Genomic DNA, 15350 nt, shown 5'->3' on the forward strand with positions numbered 1-15350 from the left:
AGGCAAAAAAGAAAAAGTTCCCTCGTGGGAACTCTTAGTCATTTTAACGATAATTGATAAATTGGCAGTCGATGGGCAAATCGGCTTGCTTAACCAGTTGAATGACGGCTTGAAGATCATCACGATTTTTACCTGTAACTCTCAATTGGTCGCCTTGAATTTGAGATTTTACCTTAATGCCTGAATCGCGGATGAGTTTACCTATTTTCTTCGCGTTGTCTTGATCAATGCCTTGGGCAATCTTTCCCCGTTGGCGGACTGTACCGCCTGTTGCAGGTTCAACTTTGCCATACTCGACGGACTTTAGCGAGATGCCCCTCTTAATGAGCTTACCCGCTAGGATATCTTTCACTTGCTCAAGTTTGAAGTCATCGTCTGCCAATATAACGATTTCCTCTTTTTCTAGTTTGAGATCACATTTGCTCCCTTTAAAGTCATAGCGTGTTTCGATTTCTTTCAACGCTAGGTTGATGGCATTTGTTACCTCAGTTAATTCAACTTTGGAAACAATATCAAAAGAACTTTCTTTACTCATAGGGATTTGTCCTCCTTCCATACTTTACAGTTTATATTACCATGGAATATCGACTAAGAGATCAAATCTTCCAGCATCATTTCCGTAGTGAATAAGTGTTTTCTTGTACGATGGTAAAGGGAATAAAACTCTTCTAGCCAATCCTTTTCTTCAATTGCCTGAATAAAATACTGCATCATCGAATGTACCATGATAACGTGGGCGATAAAAGAAGAGTTAGGAATAAAGGGACAATGGGGTGAAGATTGAAGATGATGAAGGAGAATCCTGTTTAACTCATCAATAATCTCTTCAATTACACAATATTGTTCAAAGAGGGTCGATTTTGCAATCATGGGCGACCAATCCCTCCTCCCGCTTTTTTAACATTGATATCCAAAAAGTGGAATTCATATACACACAAAAAAAGACCCCTGGTCTTAGACCAGGGGCAAGTAGATAGGAGTGGAGAGAAACCATAACTGCTAGTTAAGGTGTTAAATTTATTATAGCGGAAAGAGAAAGCGGTTTCAATAGCTAATTTTGAAATTTATTAAAATTTCCTATTGAACGAATCTGGTATACTATGTAGATAGAACAGAGGAAGGCAGGCATGTCAGTTGTATTGTGTATATATGTTACGTTGCAGGGATGGAAGTCTCTATACCGGTATCACTAACAATTTAAGAAAAAGAGTAGGAATGCACAACGAAGGGAAGGCTTCCCGCTATACAAGGAGCAGGATGCCCGTAGTCGTAGTATATGTAGAAACATGTGAGGATAAGTCTCTGGCCCTAAAGAGAGAATGGGAGATCAAGAAGTTGAAAAAAAAACAAAAAGAGGATATGGTGAGCCGGGTCTCGGTGGACCCGGCAAGCTATATGCTTTAATGGGGTTGAATGGTATATAGTCCCCGCTCGGTTCGGATTTGAAAACTCGTCCCTTTATTTTGGGTAATCCACGTGCCGTACAACGGGATCTCATAAACATCTTGAGGAAGTGGATCCTTTGTGTTGTTAACGATGGTCCCTTCCCCACGAAATAGGAGAGACTGAGGGGAAACATAACCATCCGGATCGGGTTGTTCAAGCGTCCCTATACTTACTTCCTCAATGTCGAGCAAAACCTGATCAAGATCGCCATCTTCTTCCTTACTAATCAGGATGGATTTTTTTTCTTGCTGATTAATCCAATTGGTGACGAGGTCTACGATTTGATGCTCCATCATTGCCCTCCTTATAAAAAAATCAGCGTGCTACACCCCTACTGTTCCCGTAAAGATTATCAAATATGAAGAAAAACTCCCTTCCTTGGAGGAAGAGAGCTTATTCTTTAAAATGGATATGTTCAATGTCATCGTAGGGAATCACTTCAAAGTGGTAATCCCGTCCGTGGACCAATAAGACAACTTGGGTGGCTGATGTATTATACAGATCACCTGTAATCTTTTTGTCTTTCAATTGGATCGTGAGTGTGGGGTGATTTTTTACAAGGGGATCCAGAACCGATTTATAGGCTAACATGTTCATGCAGCTCCTCAAGAATGATTAATGCACTTATTCTATAACGAATAAATATTAATGTAAATAGTTTTTTATTCAACATCTAGGGGGTGTCCCCTAGATGTTGTTTTCTCTTTCGGCTTCCTTGTAATAGCGGCCCTTATCCACATAGCTTTGCCTAATTCGCTTTAGCTCTGCGAAATCCTTCTCATTAAGTTCACGAATGACTTTTGCAGGTGAACCTACAGCTAAACAGCGAGGCGGAATTTTTTTCCCGGGAGGAACAAGGGAGCCGGCTCCGATCATCGCTTCTTCTCCAATTTCGGCACCGTCTAGAATGATAGCCCCCATGCCAATTAAAGCTCCTTGTCTAACAATACAGCTATGCAGGACAGCGTTATGACCTACCGTAACCTCGTCCTCGATAATGAGAGGGTTTCCGGGACTTTGATGCAAAGTGGAGTTATCCTGGATACTTGTGCGTTCCCCAATAATAGTAGGAGCAATATCCCCTCTAATGACGGTGTTATACCAGATACTGCTGTCTTTTCCGATAGTGACATCACCACTTACAAGGCTTCCTTTAGCCAGGAAAACGGTATCATGTATAACTGGGCTTTTTCCCATGTAGGGGAGAATGGTCATAAGTAAATGTACACTCCTTTATTGTCTTTTTTTTTATACTAAATTTTAACATAAAGTTAGCTAAAAAAACCTGTAGTGGAAAACAAAACCTTATGCAGTCCTATACGTATAATAGTAGAGTTCGACAAAAATTGTCGCAACTAGTCTGTTTAGGTAAAGGAGAGGAGATGGAGAAACATGAAAAGATGGAGTCTTGGGTTAGGCATGTTGCTTTTGGTTCTAGGCATGATCCTTCCACTTGCAACCGCTTCTGCTAACACAAGCCCCTCAAGCATCCAGTTGATGCTAGAAGGTGAAATTTTGCACCCTGATGTACCGCCTAACCTGATACAAGGGAGAACCCTCGTACCGATTCGAGTAGTCGCAGAAGGCCTAGGAGCAGAGGTGGGGTGGGATGAGCGACTTCGTAAAGTAACGATCCAAAGCGACTCGGTGACGATATCCATGCAGATTGGATTGAAGAAGGCGACAATAAACGGCAAAGAGATTGCCATGGATGTTCCGCCAATGATTGATAGAGGAAGAACTCTTGTTCCTTTGCGCTTTGTCGGAGAATCGCTGGGAATCACTGTGGGATGGGAGCAAGAGACGCGGAGCGTAATCCTAAACCAACCCATTTCCTTGCTGGCGAATGGGACGAATCTTCCAGCGGCCAAGGTATATAGAATCGGGCAAGAAGTATACCTTCCCCTTAAAGAGATCAGTCCATTCTTAGGGGCGACCTTTCAAACATCTGGACAAAAAGACCTGCTCCTATTTGAAGGCTTGAATACAGATCTGGCTCAAAGCGGAAAAAAGCTGTGGAAGCTTAAAAAGTTGGATGCGGGTTGGCTTGTTCCTCTTACGGTTGTTGAGCAAGATTTCGCCGCCAAAGTCCTTGTGCATAACAATGAAGTCTCTATTGAAAAGATTAAGCAAGTGAATGTGCTGGAGGCCCTTAAAGAAGAAAACGGACGAATTATCCTCCAAACCAGCACCAGCCAAACGCAGCTTCAACACTTCTTAATGGAGTCTCCGCATCGACTAGTGATTGACTTACCCAATACGGTTATCGGAGAGAGCATAAGGGAGACCGTAGGTTTTACAGCTGGAATGGGAGTGATCAGGAAAGCGAACCCAGTTACTGTACTAGGGGTGACAGCGGAGGACACGGAGAATGGAGAGCAGCTCGAGGTGCCTATTGATGATGCTGCTTTAATAGAGCAGCAACCCGAGATAAGCCAGCCAAAGCCTGAAGAGGAGCTTATAAAAGAAATTCGCTTTAGTCAATTTTCCGTGGAGCCTCAAACGGTACGAGTGGTAGTAGAGCTATCGCAAAAGGTGAAATACGACATTGTGGCAGCGGGAGAAGCTTGGGAAGTTAGTCTTGAACCTATCCCTAAAAAGGAAGGCTTTCTTATCGTAATAGATGCAGGCCATGGCGGTAAAGATCCCGGGGCAAAAGGAGTATCCGGAAATTGGGAAAAAGACCTGACCTTGACCCTTTCTAAGTTGCTAAAAGAAGAGCTTTCCCAATATAAAGGGATCCATGTACTAGAAACCAGAACAGACGATACATATCCTACGCTGCAAGAGCGTGTTCAACTGGCCAATACGATTCAGGCTGACCTGTTTTTGTCGATTCACGCGAATTCGGTGAAGGACAAGCCAACGGTTAGAGGGACAGAAACCTTTTATAACACACCGCAGAGTGAAAGCTTCGCTAAACTGGTTCACGCTTATTTGGTTGAAGCAACGAAGTTCCCTAATCGCGGAACCAAAAAGGGAGAGTTATACGTTTTAAAACACACGACTATGCCTTCCGCTCTAGTTGAAATTGGTTTTTTAAGTAATGCCCAAGATAACACGCAAATGTTAGACCCGCTCTTCCAAGCAAGAGTTGCCCAAGCTTTAGGAAGAGCCATAAATGAATATTATACGTCTTATCAATGAGGTGAGTGAGAAATGAAAAGAAGTGCATATTCTCTATTCAGCCTAGTTGTTTTCATAACTTTGTTGAGCGGGTGCAGTTCACAACCAGGTACAGAGCATGCAGTAGCCCCAAAGGATACAGAAAAGGTTGAAGAAACGAATCAGCCTGTTCAACCATCACCAGCTATAGAAGAGGAGAAAGCTCAGGTTCAGCTTTTTATGACCGACGAAATGGCTCTAGAAGTCGTAGAGACGCAGGCAGAGCTTTCATATAGTAGCGAAACGAAATATGAAACCCTCTTCCAGGCCTTATCTATACCGCAAGGGGATCATGCGGTGACACTGTGGGAGGATTGGAGCCTTATCGATTCTAGTCTTGTTGACGGCGTCTTAACGCTAAACCTCGATGGACCGGAGGAGGCTGTAGGAAGTAGCATAGAGAGACTTATGCTGTTGACTCTTTTAAAAACCATGTTTCAATTCTCCGAAGTAGAACAGGTGCAACTATTCATTAATGGGGAAAAGAAACAAACATTAAGCGGACATATGGATATCCATGATCCGTTTAAGAAGCAAGATCTTGCAGACCTGTAAAGGTCTGTTTTTTATTTCAAAAGTTTAGTTATAGACAAAATCAGAAATACTAATTACAATATGTGAGAATTAAAATTATTGTAGATAGAGAGCTAGGAGGAAACGTGATGTTCAAAAAGTGGAGTTTAAATGGGGTCTTTTTACTTGTTTTGACTTTAATCCTGTCAGCATGTGGCGGCGGACAGCAAGAAACCAAGCCGGGAGAGCCGCCAGCTGCAGCCGAACCGGCCGAACCAGCGAAAACGGAGTCTTTAGTTATTGGTGTCATCCCAACGCTAAATCAAGGAAAGATGCAAGAGGCGATTGATAAGCTTGGCAAACATTTTGAAGCAGAGCTTGGAATTCCTGTAAAGATCGATGTCTACCCTGATTACAATGGTGTAGTTGAAGCGATGAACTTTGGAAAAGTGAATATGGCGTATTTTGGTCCGTTAACTTATGTTATTGCCCATCACCAGAGTGGCGCTGAGGCGATTATGACTCAGCTAATCAAGGGGGAACCCTTCTATTATGCTTACATCATCACTCATAAGGATGCTCCTTTTAACAGCCTAGAGGATCTGTTACAGAACCCTCAAGATGTAACCTTTGCTTTTGGTGATCCGAACTCAACTTCCGGTTCATTGATCCCAGGTCTAGAATTGAAGGAACGCGGCGTGTATCGAAGCAATAATGACTTTGATTTTAAAAATGTCATTTTTACTGGAGGTCATGATGCAACCGCATTGGCCGTCGAGAATAAGCAGGTAGATGCTGGGGCGATTGACAGTGCCATTTTTGACACGCTAAAAGAAAATGGTAAAATTGATGCAGAAGCTTATAAAATCATTTGGCAGTCCGACAAGCTTTTCCAGTATCCTTGGGCAGTAAAAGATGTTGACGCTGATACAGTAGCAAAAATCCAAGATGCTTTCTTAAAAGTGACCGATCAAGTCATTTTGGATGCTTTTGCTGCAACCGGCTTTGTAAAAGCGCAAAACTCTGACTATGAAGCCATTCGTAAAGCGGCCGAGCAGGATGGACGTTTAAAGTAGGAGGATGCAATTGAATAGATTAACTAGGGGATCGCTGACATTTTTGTCAGCGATTATCATTGTTTGGAGTGCCTATGGCACCGAGTTCGATCTTGGCAAGTTTTTTGACCTTGGCAATTCCTTTGTATTTTTGCAGTCCAAATGGCTGCCGCCTGATTGGACCGTACTCATTCCCGCTTTAAAGGCGGCTGTAATCACTCTCCAGATTGCAATCATGGGGACCTTCCTCGCCATACTTGTGGCTTTGCCTTTAAGCTTTTTAGCAGCCTATAATACATCGCCCTCATTGTTTGTATACAATGGGACACGGTGGCTGCTCAACTTGTTCCGCTCCATCCCAGAAATCGTGTTAGGCTTACTCTTAGTTCCGTCCCTGGGACTGGGCCCTTTTCCTGCTGTTATTGCCATCGCCATACACAATATTGGAGTGCTCGGAAAACTCATTGCAGAATTAATTGAGGCTGCAGATGAAGGCCCTCAAGAAGCCGTAAAGTCTGTGGGAGCGAGTCGCCTATTTGTGATCCTGTATGGGATTTTGCCGCAAATTATACCCAACATCCTTTCTAATTATTTTTACCGATTAGAGGTAGGAGTAAGGGCTTCTCTCATCTTAGGCTTTATCGGAGGGGGCGGAATTGGGAACATGCTATTCATCGACTTTAAAATATTTAATTACTCATCCGTCGCAACAGAGGTCCTAGTCATCATGCTATTAGTTATTGCTGTTGATTATTTGGGCACCTTCGTAAGAAAGAGGGTAATTTGATGCTCTTGGAAATAAAAAAATTACATATGAAATACAGAAAAGCCAAAGCGCCTACGCTAGAGGATCTGAACTTTGGGATCGGCGAGGGGGAGTTTGTCGTCATCTTGGGCTTAAGTGGAGCAGGGAAATCAACCTTAATTCGCTGTCTTAACTTGTTAATCCAGCCTACAGGTGGGGAGATCTATTGGAGGGGCCGGGTTGTCAATCAATGGAGGGGAAAAGCGCTTAAGAACTATCGTCGTTCCATAGGGATGATCTTTCAGTCCTTTAACCTGATTGGAAGGCTTTCGGCTTTAACGAATGTTTTGGTGGGAAGGCTTGGGTTTATGCCTGCATGGCGTGCATTTTTCAGAATGTATGAAGCATCCGATGTAAAGCTGGCCAATGAGGCGCTACATCGCGTGGGCCTCACGCATGTCATGCATCAGAGGGCAGATCAATTGAGTGGAGGGCAAAGGCAGAGGGTAGCCATAGCCAGAGCCTTGGTTCAAAAGCCTATGCTTATCTTAGCGGATGAGCCGGTAGCGAGCCTCGATCCTCTTACTTCAAGAAGTGTGATGGACTTGTTAAAATCTATAAATAAAGAAGAACAAATAACAATGGTCATTAATCTTCATGATGTCGAGCTAGCTAAACAGTATGCTACTCGCATTATTGGGATTTCTAGAGGTAAAATCGTGTTTGACGGACATCCGCAGGATGTTGATAATGCAGTTTTGGAACGTATTTATTCTTAATTTCCATTAGAAGGATGATGTGCGATGAATCTCAATCACCTCAAGGCACTCGTAAAGGTGGTACAAACCGGCAGCTTCAAGGAAGCAGCGAGGCATCTGAACGTATCCCAACCGGCCATAACTCAGCGTATTCAAGCGTTAGAGGAATATCTGAAGACGCGGCTTCTCTCAAAAGAAGCGGATGGGGTGCAACTCACAAGCCATGGAAGAACGGTTTATGAGGCCTCCATTCAAATTCTCTCCCAGTGGGAAAGAGTAGAGGAAGAGGTTTGGGGTACGAAGGTTAAGGGGAGATTAACGATTGGTGCAAGCACGATTCCATCCGAATACGTGCTTCCTCCTTTATTAAAGCTATATCGGAGTATCTATCCAGATGTGAAACTCCAGCTTAGAATCTCTGGAACCAATGAGGTAATTCGCTGGTTGAGAGATCGGACAGTGGATATTGCGATCACGGGAGAGCCGATGACCACGGAAGGTGTAGTGTCCTTTCCTTTAGCCGAAGACCAGATGCGCATCATTATCCCCATTGATTACGACTGGCCAACGACCATTGAAAAGCTGGATATGCTCGCTGAGACCGACTGGATTATGAGAGAGCCAGATTCCGATACGCGCAGAACCTTGGAATCTTACCTGATCAAATCGGGGATTGATGTTCATCGTCTTTCCATTTCTGGACAAGTTGAAAGCACAGAAGCTGTTATTGCTGCTGTAGAAGCTGGCCTTGGAATCTCAGCTGTTTCGGCTTTAGCTGCAAATAAAGCTGTTCGGTTAGGTGGTGTCAAGATGGTCGAAATTCCAGAGTTCTCCATCTCCAGAAAATTTTATTGTTCTTTCATGGAAGATCAGCGAAACCAGTCCGTCATTTCCACCTTTGTCCAATTTTTGCATGAAAAAAGCGCCATCTAAAAAGATGGCGTTTTTTTAACTTCTTGATACATAAGTCCCGGCGATCAGATCATGAATAGCTCTCTTATCCTCACGGAGTGCAACCATGAAGGCGCTGACTATTAAAGTGATTCCAAAGGTTATTAATGCTAGGAGCATCTTGCCGAACACTTCCCTAAGCAACATTGTGCCTAAGGAAAGTGGCAGACTGTCAGACCGACTAATGCGAATGCTTAACAAACGTTTGCCTATAGTATAGCCCCCCCAAAGCAAAGGAAGGAACGTGGCATATATCAAATTGACCACGGTTTCTGTGGCACTCGCCGTACTTGTGTCCATACCGAAAGTAAGGGCTGAGCAAAATAGTCCAAGCAAAATTCCATCCACAAGTCCTGCTGCTAGTCTGAGCCAAAAGCCACCTCGTCTTTCTGACATTGCCGCTCACCTACATTCGAAAGTTGGTTGTTACCACATTCTATTCAGTGAGGGCTAATCCTAAGAACAGGGGATAGAAAAAAGAGGAGACCCAAAAGGTCTCCTCTATCCGAGGTGGCGTTTATAGAGCCAAAGAACACCGGATTTCAGTATTCGAGGAACTCGTCCATGAAGTGGAGTATCCCCTATTACAGCAAAACCCTCTTTCTTTCCTAGTGAGCCAAAAACAGCCTTAAGCTTAAGTGGAGGCAACTGAATGGTTTGGCCTTTCCATTTACTCAGCAAAATATCCCTTAGCCGGTCTGCCATCATTTCGGCAAGATAGGCACTAGGTGCAAAGCTAGCCGATGCACAATCGCCGATAATGTAGACATCAGGATGCATAGGAATGGAATAATCCTCATTTACAACAAAGCGGTTCTGGTGGTCACGTTCACCGGCAATCCCATCGGTAATCGGGGATGGTTTAATACCAGCTGTCCAAACCACGGCATCATATTCTAGTGTTCCTTCTGCATGGATGGCGTGATCCGGATACAATTCACTTAATTGAATGTGATTCACTAGATTTACATCATGCTCCTGAAACCACTGCGTTACATAATCCTGCGTCTTTTGAGGAAAAGGGCTCAGTAAGCCTTTACCTCGATTAACGATCGAAATGTTTAAGTCCGCACGCGATTGGCGAAGCTCTGCAGCAAGCTCTACGCCGCTTAACCCGCCCCCAATAATCATCACTCTTTCGTAGGGGTCTAAGGTTGTCAATCGCTGTGAGGCAATCTGCGATTTTTTAATCGTTTGAATGCTAAAAGCATTTTCTTCCGCACCGTGCACATTTTGATAATCATCGACACAGCCTGCAGCGATGACTAATTCATCAAATTCAACAGGATCATGGTCACGCATTTCGATGCGTTTACTCTTGAAATCAATAGAGGTTGCCTCTCCATAGATCTTAGTCAATCTTGGATCATCGGGAAAGGGATGCGTTAGCTCAGCTAATGATTCGGTTCCAGCGGCTAAAGCATAATACTCTACTTTAAAGGTATGATACGGAAGCCGGTCAATTAAAATGATTTCGTGGTCATCGCGAACTTTGGGTAGGAGACCTTGGATGAGTCTCATCCCGCCATATCCGCCGCCTAATACAACTAGTTTTTTTCCCATTATGAATAACACCTCATATGTGTTGCGATAGAATCCTTCCTTATTTTAAGACAAAAAGGACAAAATGTACAAATGTTTGACGATTTTTTTACGATCTTGCGAACGGTTTCACTAAAAATAATATTATTCTAATAATTTTTGCTTTCATTCATCAATTAGTATACCCATATTCGGAAACTCGTTTGCGGTTTTCTTCCCTTTTGATACAATAAAAGAAAGAAAAGTTTGCTTAAAGGAGCTAACTATGGTTGATCTAATCGAATTAATTGAAGAGTTTGAGGCATTAGTCGATTCACCTGAAACGAATCATCATAAAATGTTGACCTTCTTAAAAGGCGTAAATAGAAGATTGCCAAAAAATGTGATTCCCCCCATGATTGAGTTCATTACCATCCTGAAAACAGAAAACCCGGCTTTGTTTTATGAATTAAAGGAACATATACCCAAGGGTATGCCTTTGTTCGATATTATTCGAATCGATTCCCCTTATGAAATCGCCAAAGAAAGATTAGCTAAACGCAAGCAACGGCAACGTCCGTGAGTTGCAAATAGGTGCAGGGTTTTACCTTTCTCTTTTATTTCCAGTGCTTCACAGGATAATCAGTTTCACGTAAGGGACAATAGGATTATTGAACCGAAGGGAGACTGTACCATGTGGCTAAGGAGAGGCTTTTGGATTTTCTTTGCATGCTTACTGTGTATGATGCCTTCAATAGGATATGCTGATAACATTAAGATTCAAGATCTGACTGGTATTGGTGAGGACACAGGGGATAAGATCGTCCTGTACTACTTGGATCAGAAGTTTACATATCGGATCTCAGAACTCATCCTTCCCGGAATGGGAATTCCTATCCTAAATGAGAAGGTTGTTGAGAAGATCGGAGAGCATATTAATGAACAGATCAAAGTAAAAGAACAAAGTGCCTATATCAATGGTACAGGGGCCATTGTTGAGCACTTAACCGGAATCGCACTCGATCGAACAAAGTTCTTTGCTGTTCTACAGCAATTGATATATAGCAAAGAGGAGAGTGCCGCTAGCTTACCCATTCAGTTTATTCCGCCTAGAGTTACCACCCAGCAGCTTAAGCTTTCAATGCAAAGGCAAATCTCAAGCTTTGCGACCTATTATAATAACCGGAACTTCAATCGTTCCCATAATATCCAATTAGCCTCTTCCGCCATCCATCACTACGTTCTTCTTCCAGGTGAGACTTTTTCCTTTAATAAAGTGGTTGGAAAGCGGACGGCAGAACGCGGCTATAAACGGGCTCCAGTTATTGTAAGAGGAGAACTTTCGGAGGGGCTCGGAGGTGGTATTTGCCAGGTATCTTCCACCCTTTTTAATGCAGTGGACCGTGCAGGGTTAACCATCTTAGCCAGGTACTCGCATAGCAAACAAGTTGGGTATGTTCCAGAGGGAAGAGATGCTACGGTTAGCTGGTATGGCCCTGATTTCTCTTTCCGGAATGATTATGATCACCCGATCATGATTAAATGTTACGCAAGGCATGGGGCGAACGTCGTCACTATTTATTCCAGCAAAAGCTTATTAGCAGAGTTGAGAAATGTTCCAGAGGCACCCAAGACATTACCACAAGAAACACGTCAGTAAAAGAAAAAGGAGGGATAGGCTTGCTGCCCTATATAGTAAGAGTAATACCAAACTTGTTTACTCTGGGGAATTTGTTGTCTGGAGTGTTTTCCATTACCTTTTCCATGAATGGGTATCATCGGACAGCAAGCTTACTCATATTCCTTGCTGCTTTCTTAGATCTGTTTGACGGGCGCATCGCAAGAAAATTAAAGGTTAATAATCAAATTGGGGTAGAGCTTGATTCGCTTGCGGATATTGTAAGCTTTGGTGTTGCCCCTGCACTCATTTTTCACACATTAGCCGATCCAAGTTGGGTCAATCCGATCGCCTTTGTTTTATATCCGACAATGGGGGCTCTGCGCTTGGCTCGTTTTAATGCCAATCCTACCGTAGGCTACTTCAATGGATTGCCTATTCCCGCTGCGGGACTGGTGATTAGCCTGATGGGACTTTTCTTGTATGCGAATCCCTACATCACCATCCTGCTTGCCATCCTCATGGTTAGCCCTTTCCGTGTCAAGAAGCTGTAAGATCGTCGCGTTTAAAGATAGACGAACAGGCAGGACTAGGCGATAATAGAGTTATTGGAAAGAATCATCCAAAAGGGGAGAGAAAGCATGGGAATATGTATGAAAGATCATCCGGCTGAGGATATTCTAGAAAAATTGGAAGATGTCCAAGATCAGCTGGAAGCTGTCCTTGTGGAAGGAATTAAGGAAGGACTGAAGGAATCCAAGTGGGATCAATCCAAACTAAATGAGTTGTTTCACGCTTTGAAAAAAATTGAGAAACGAGCTAGTGAGGAAGAAAGAGTAAATGCTCTTGAATTCATTAAGCAATTAGTTGCATAGACACTTTGTGTCTATGCTTTTTTTCATTTGAACACGAATAATATTGCATACGTGGTATAAACTGTATATAAAACTGACTCAGACATTCATACAGCTCGAAAGGAAGGTACAATCTTATGGGACACATCTCCGTCCTCTCTTTGAAAAAAAAGATGGATGGTAAGGGAGAATACTTTGAGGTAATGATGGACCTGGATGGAAAGTTTACCCGTTGCTTTCTTCGATCTGGCCTTGGCAGGAATGAGCTTTTAAGGAAGCTGTACTCCATTTCTACTATTGATGAGCTTTATTCCATTGACCAAAAAGCAGTTCTATACATTGCATAAAAAAGAGGGCTAATCCTCTTTTTTTTGTGGGCATAAATGGAAGGGCTTGGACATAGATGTAGAAAAGAGAGATAGCCAAACTATGGGAGGCTCAATATGGAGGAACTATGGAAATCTTTTATACTGGGGATTATTCAAGGTTTTACGGAGTTTTTGCCCATAAGCAGTACAGGTCATTTAGTTTTGGGGAGAAAATATTTGGGGATGGCCGAAGCGGGGCTGCTACTGGATACGCTGCTTCATTTTGGCACCCTGATCGCGGTCATGGCGGTTTTTTGGGATGATATTGTCCATTTGCTGAAACATCCCTTTAGTCGCTTGGGACTTTTGCTCGTTGTAGGGACGATTCCTACAGCCATTATTGGGCTTTCATTTGAAGATTATTTTGAGGAAATATCAAGGACTGGGAGCACTATAGGAGCCGAGTTTATCATTACAGGCTTCATTCTCTGGTGGGCCGATCGAATTAAGGACAAGGGATCTAAATCATTTGAACAGATTTCGTATAAAGATGCCTTTTTTATAGGCACTCTTCAGGGAGCTGCCATCTTACCGGCCATTTCCAGATCGGGGCTGACCATAGCTGGATCTCTTTTCATGGGCATACAAAAAGAAGCAGCTGCTCGATTTTCGTTTTTGTTAAGTCTTCCAGCTATTTTTGGTGCCTGTCTATTACAAGGTAAAAAACTAGTGACAAATGAGTCGGAAGTCATTGGCCTGTTTCCTCTTTTAATTGGAACTTTTGCCGCTGCGATAGCAGGATATATTGCCGTGAGATGGATGTTGAATATTCTTAAAAGAGGATCCCTGAAGTCTTTCGCCTACTATGTATGGGGGGTAGGGGGGATAATTATAGTCTTACAGATCCTGGGAAAGTGGTAGATACTTTGTCAACTTTCGTCAAAAAATGTAGAAACATTTATATAGGATTTGAGGGTTCCTTCGTAGAATTTATAAAGACGAAACAGATAGTCCGAGAGTTATGCCATTAGTAGCTGTTGAATTGGCAGGACAGAAGGAGGAAACATGGGCATCGGAATGAATTTTGTTTGCAAATGTTGCGGATATGACACAGGGATTCTTATGCTTCACCAAGGGAGCCAGGATTCCATTCCGGAAGTCATTCAAAAATATATCTTCACCTATTCTCAAGAAATCGACTTGTATATGCATCCAAGACATTTAGACGAGTATCAGAATGCACTAAAAGAGGTTACAATAGAATCCCTCCCAGAAACGTCTTATCAATATGAGGCATGTGTTTGCTATACCTGCCAGAAGACATATGAGCGTTTGGATATTTTGCATCTGAAGGAAGAAGAGGTTTATGTAGGGGATATCGGAGCGGTAAGACAAGCAGCCGTGAACCCAGTGAAGCAGATGTTTCAATTGTCTAATGATACCTGGACGAGTCTATTAGGTGATGATCCCAGCTGCGTGTTCTGTGATGGCAGGCTGGTTACTAAGATAACCGAAGAGCGCTTACAAGCTGGTGTTGAGTGTCCTAAGTGCAATAAGGGCAAGCTGGCTGCAGGAGAAGAATTTGAATTATGGGACTAACTTGCAAGGAACAGTTTTCCAGGAGAAAACTGTTTTTTTGTTTCTTTTTTTTAAACGTTTTGTTAAAATGTTCCTGTACTATAGTTTGTTTAGGAGGGATGTATATCATAATGAATAGAAACGGAGCGTTTTCCCAGCAGTTTGCCTTGCTTGCTGCAGACTTTTTGCAGAAAGGATTGGCAATTGAACCGATACTGGTTCCCGGGCGTGGAGAGTTGACTAGAATTCTCTTGTATGATCGAGAGGAGATCTTGCCGTACACAAGCAGTCGGTTTTTGCGACAGTTGCTTGAGGTTTTTTTTCTTGATATTGAATCTTTACATCGATTTGTCCATATTCATCTGAGTAAGAAACAATTGCTTCCCCTGCCGATTACCTCTCATTTAGTCCTATTCCCTCTTCGGAATCTAAGGAAGGACGAACTTAAGGCTCGCGGTTTCTTATGGTTGAACCATCGTGGGCTTGAACAGATTGCTTCAGTTAAGACAAACCACAAGCACAGCGAACTAATCCTAGCTAACGGACAAAAGATAATCGTACCCTATACCAAGCGTTTTGTTCAGCAACAGATTCGAGATTCCTGTCTGATTGAATATTTCTTTCAGCAGCTTTACCCCACCTTTCCTCACTTACTTCGCCCCGCTTTAATTGGACAAGCGCCAACAGTTCAACCCCAAGAAGAAGATTGGCAAATTCAACTTCTTCGGATAGCTGAATCGATTCGGAACTATTCTTCCCATTAAAGATCATTCTGGGGGTACCATTTTTTGCTTTTTTGATTCAGATATGATTAAATCATTTTATCATTGGACTTCTC

At 42.9% G+C, this 15350-nt stretch carries 22 protein-coding genes; 15 read left to right on the top strand and 7 right to left on the bottom strand.

The genetic code is table 11. The features are described 5' to 3' along the window. Positions 1 to 43: 43 nt before the first annotated feature. Both EIZ58_RS08615 and EIZ58_RS08620 read right to left on the bottom strand, forming a co-directional pair. A complete protein-coding gene (locus EIZ58_RS08615) occupies positions 44 to 535 on the bottom strand; it encodes a YajQ family cyclic di-GMP-binding protein (protein ID WP_134700191.1) in 492 nt (163 codons plus the stop codon). A 53-nt stretch (positions 536 to 588) separates the two neighbouring features. Then, entirely contained in the window at positions 589 to 870 is a 282-nt protein-coding gene (locus EIZ58_RS08620; RefSeq protein ID WP_134700192.1) for a hypothetical protein, read from the bottom strand. A gap of 279 nt (positions 871 to 1149) precedes the next feature. Here EIZ58_RS08620 and EIZ58_RS08625 point away from each other — a divergent pair, with 279 nt between their 5' ends. Next, positions 1150 to 1404 (top strand): GIY-YIG nuclease family protein, encoded by a 255-nt coding sequence (locus EIZ58_RS08625; protein ID WP_205672135.1) that lies wholly within the window; start codon positions 1150 to 1152, stop codon positions 1402 to 1404. Here EIZ58_RS08625 and ymzB read toward each other — a convergent pair. The 3 genes from ymzB to EIZ58_RS08640 form a co-directional block, all read right to left on the bottom strand. Continuing rightward, positions 1401 to 1739: a protein YmzB gene (gene ymzB / locus EIZ58_RS08630; RefSeq protein ID WP_134700194.1), complete on the bottom strand. Its 339-nt coding sequence runs from the start codon at positions 1737 to 1739 to the stop codon at positions 1401 to 1403. The two genes, EIZ58_RS08625 and ymzB, sit on opposite strands and share 4 nt — an antisense overlap. 100 nt (positions 1740 to 1839) lie before the next feature. Next, positions 1840 to 2037, bottom strand: coding sequence for a hypothetical protein (locus EIZ58_RS08635; RefSeq protein WP_134700195.1), 198 nt, complete (start codon positions 2035 to 2037; stop codon positions 1840 to 1842). A gap of 96 nt (positions 2038 to 2133) precedes the next feature. Next, complete coding sequence (locus tag EIZ58_RS08640; RefSeq protein ID WP_134700196.1) at positions 2134 to 2661, bottom strand: gamma carbonic anhydrase; 528 nt, start codon at positions 2659 to 2661, stop codon at positions 2134 to 2136. A gap of 177 nt (positions 2662 to 2838) precedes the next feature. Here EIZ58_RS08640 and EIZ58_RS08645 point away from each other — a divergent pair, with 177 nt between their 5' ends. The 6 genes from EIZ58_RS08645 (at position 2839) to EIZ58_RS08670 (ending at position 8615) form a co-directional block, all read left to right on the top strand. Then, a complete protein-coding gene (locus EIZ58_RS08645) occupies positions 2839 to 4593 on the top strand; it encodes an N-acetylmuramoyl-L-alanine amidase family protein (protein WP_134700197.1) in 1755 nt (584 codons plus the stop codon). A 12-nt stretch (positions 4594 to 4605) separates the two neighbouring features. Then, positions 4606 to 5166: a GerMN domain-containing protein gene (locus tag EIZ58_RS08650; protein WP_134700198.1), complete on the top strand. Its 561-nt coding sequence runs from the start codon at positions 4606 to 4608 to the stop codon at positions 5164 to 5166. A gap of 107 nt (positions 5167 to 5273) precedes the next feature. Continuing rightward, positions 5274 to 6200 (top strand): phosphate/phosphite/phosphonate ABC transporter substrate-binding protein, encoded by a 927-nt coding sequence (phnD, locus tag EIZ58_RS08655; RefSeq protein ID WP_134700199.1) that lies wholly within the window; start codon positions 5274 to 5276, stop codon positions 6198 to 6200. Positions 6201 to 6210: 10 nt separating this feature from the next. Next, positions 6211 to 6966 (top strand): phosphonate ABC transporter, permease protein PhnE, encoded by a 756-nt coding sequence (phnE, locus tag EIZ58_RS08660; protein ID WP_240688992.1) that lies wholly within the window; start codon positions 6211 to 6213, stop codon positions 6964 to 6966. Continuing rightward, on the top strand, positions 6966 to 7703 hold the full coding sequence (phnC, locus tag EIZ58_RS08665) for a phosphonate ABC transporter ATP-binding protein (RefSeq protein WP_134700201.1): 738 nt from the start codon (positions 6966 to 6968) through the stop codon (positions 7701 to 7703). Before phnE ends, phnC begins: the two co-directional genes overlap by 1 nt. 24 nt (positions 7704 to 7727) lie before the next feature. Next, entirely contained in the window at positions 7728 to 8615 is an 888-nt protein-coding gene (locus EIZ58_RS08670) for a selenium metabolism-associated LysR family transcriptional regulator (protein ID WP_134700202.1), read from the top strand. Between the two features lie 15 nt (positions 8616 to 8630). Here the strand turns inward: EIZ58_RS08670 and EIZ58_RS08675 are convergent, their stop codons facing one another. Next, the gene (locus EIZ58_RS08675) at positions 8631 to 9029 is read right to left on the bottom strand and encodes an RDD family protein (protein ID WP_134700203.1); all 399 of its coding nucleotides are present in this window, start codon (positions 9027 to 9029) and stop codon (positions 8631 to 8633) included. A 105-nt stretch (positions 9030 to 9134) separates the two neighbouring features. Then, positions 9135 to 10196, bottom strand: a complete 1062-nt coding sequence (locus tag EIZ58_RS08680; RefSeq protein WP_134700204.1) for an NAD(P)/FAD-dependent oxidoreductase — start codon at positions 10194 to 10196, stop codon at positions 9135 to 9137. Positions 10197 to 10440: 244 nt separating this feature from the next. Here EIZ58_RS08680 and EIZ58_RS08685 point away from each other — a divergent pair, with 244 nt between their 5' ends. The 8 genes from EIZ58_RS08685 to EIZ58_RS08720 all read left to right on the top strand — a co-directional run bounded on the left by EIZ58_RS08685 (position 10441) and on the right by EIZ58_RS08720 (position 15276). Further along, positions 10441 to 10737: a hypothetical protein gene (locus EIZ58_RS08685; RefSeq protein ID WP_134700205.1), complete on the top strand. Its 297-nt coding sequence runs from the start codon at positions 10441 to 10443 to the stop codon at positions 10735 to 10737. A 159-nt stretch (positions 10738 to 10896) separates the two neighbouring features. Beyond that, the gene (locus EIZ58_RS08690) at positions 10897 to 11814 is read left to right on the top strand and encodes a VanW family protein (protein WP_240688994.1); all 918 of its coding nucleotides are present in this window, start codon (positions 10897 to 10899) and stop codon (positions 11812 to 11814) included. A gap of 20 nt (positions 11815 to 11834) precedes the next feature. Then, positions 11835 to 12326, top strand: coding sequence for a CDP-diacylglycerol--serine O-phosphatidyltransferase (gene pssA / locus EIZ58_RS08695; protein ID WP_134700206.1), 492 nt, complete (start codon positions 11835 to 11837; stop codon positions 12324 to 12326). Positions 12327 to 12425: 99 nt separating this feature from the next. Then, a complete protein-coding gene (locus EIZ58_RS08700) occupies positions 12426 to 12647 on the top strand; it encodes a group-specific protein (protein WP_167577574.1) in 222 nt (73 codons plus the stop codon). A 140-nt stretch (positions 12648 to 12787) separates the two neighbouring features. Further along, a complete protein-coding gene (locus tag EIZ58_RS08705) occupies positions 12788 to 12973 on the top strand; it encodes a hypothetical protein (protein WP_167577575.1) in 186 nt (61 codons plus the stop codon). Between the two features lie 96 nt (positions 12974 to 13069). Then, positions 13070 to 13855, top strand: coding sequence for an undecaprenyl-diphosphate phosphatase (locus EIZ58_RS08710; RefSeq protein WP_134700209.1), 786 nt, complete (start codon positions 13070 to 13072; stop codon positions 13853 to 13855). A 144-nt stretch (positions 13856 to 13999) separates the two neighbouring features. Then, positions 14000 to 14533, top strand: coding sequence for a hypothetical protein (locus EIZ58_RS08715; protein WP_134700210.1), 534 nt, complete (start codon positions 14000 to 14002; stop codon positions 14531 to 14533). Between the two features lie 110 nt (positions 14534 to 14643). Beyond that, a complete protein-coding gene (locus EIZ58_RS08720) occupies positions 14644 to 15276 on the top strand; it encodes a hypothetical protein (RefSeq protein WP_134700211.1) in 633 nt (210 codons plus the stop codon). Positions 15277 to 15350: the final 74 nt, after the last annotated feature.

The organism is Ammoniphilus sp. YIM 78166, from assembly GCF_004522215.1.
Taxonomy (GTDB): Bacteria; Bacillota; Bacilli; order Aneurinibacillales; family RAOX-1; genus YIM-78166.

Excerpts from the sequence above, each read along its gene's own strand:
- EIZ58_RS08615 (WP_134700191.1), bottom strand. The coding sequence starts at position 535 with ATGAGTAAAGAAAGTTCTTTTGATATTGTTTCCAAAGTTGAATTAACT.
- EIZ58_RS08620 (WP_134700192.1), bottom strand. The coding sequence starts at position 870 with ATGATTGCAAAATCGACCCTCTTTGAACAATATTGTGTAATTGAAGAG.
- EIZ58_RS08625 (WP_205672135.1), top strand. The coding sequence starts at position 1,150 with ATGTTACGTTGCAGGGATGGAAGTCTCTATACCGGTATCACTAACAAT.
- ymzB (WP_134700194.1), bottom strand. The coding sequence starts at position 1,739 with ATGGAGCATCAAATCGTAGACCTCGTCACCAATTGGATTAATCAGCAA.
- EIZ58_RS08635 (WP_134700195.1), bottom strand. The coding sequence starts at position 2,037 with ATGTTAGCCTATAAATCGGTTCTGGATCCCCTTGTAAAAAATCACCCC.
- EIZ58_RS08640 (WP_134700196.1), bottom strand. The coding sequence starts at position 2,661 with ATGACCATTCTCCCCTACATGGGAAAAAGCCCAGTTATACATGATACC.
- EIZ58_RS08645 (WP_134700197.1), top strand. The coding sequence starts at position 2,839 with ATGAAAAGATGGAGTCTTGGGTTAGGCATGTTGCTTTTGGTTCTAGGC.
- EIZ58_RS08650 (WP_134700198.1), top strand. The coding sequence starts at position 4,606 with ATGAAAAGAAGTGCATATTCTCTATTCAGCCTAGTTGTTTTCATAACT.
- phnD (WP_134700199.1), top strand. The coding sequence starts at position 5,274 with ATGTTCAAAAAGTGGAGTTTAAATGGGGTCTTTTTACTTGTTTTGACT.
- phnC (WP_134700201.1), top strand. The coding sequence starts at position 6,966 with ATGCTCTTGGAAATAAAAAAATTACATATGAAATACAGAAAAGCCAAA.
- EIZ58_RS08670 (WP_134700202.1), top strand. The coding sequence starts at position 7,728 with ATGAATCTCAATCACCTCAAGGCACTCGTAAAGGTGGTACAAACCGGC.
- EIZ58_RS08675 (WP_134700203.1), bottom strand. The coding sequence starts at position 9,029 with ATGTCAGAAAGACGAGGTGGCTTTTGGCTCAGACTAGCAGCAGGACTT.
- EIZ58_RS08680 (WP_134700204.1), bottom strand. The coding sequence starts at position 10,196 with ATGGGAAAAAAACTAGTTGTATTAGGCGGCGGATATGGCGGGATGAGA.
- EIZ58_RS08685 (WP_134700205.1), top strand. The coding sequence starts at position 10,441 with ATGGTTGATCTAATCGAATTAATTGAAGAGTTTGAGGCATTAGTCGAT.
- EIZ58_RS08690 (WP_240688994.1), top strand. The coding sequence starts at position 10,897 with ATGATGCCTTCAATAGGATATGCTGATAACATTAAGATTCAAGATCTG.
- EIZ58_RS08700 (WP_167577574.1), top strand. The coding sequence starts at position 12,426 with ATGAAAGATCATCCGGCTGAGGATATTCTAGAAAAATTGGAAGATGTC.
- EIZ58_RS08710 (WP_134700209.1), top strand. The coding sequence starts at position 13,070 with ATGGAGGAACTATGGAAATCTTTTATACTGGGGATTATTCAAGGTTTT.
- EIZ58_RS08715 (WP_134700210.1), top strand. The coding sequence starts at position 14,000 with ATGGGCATCGGAATGAATTTTGTTTGCAAATGTTGCGGATATGACACA.
- EIZ58_RS08720 (WP_134700211.1), top strand. The coding sequence starts at position 14,644 with ATGAATAGAAACGGAGCGTTTTCCCAGCAGTTTGCCTTGCTTGCTGCA.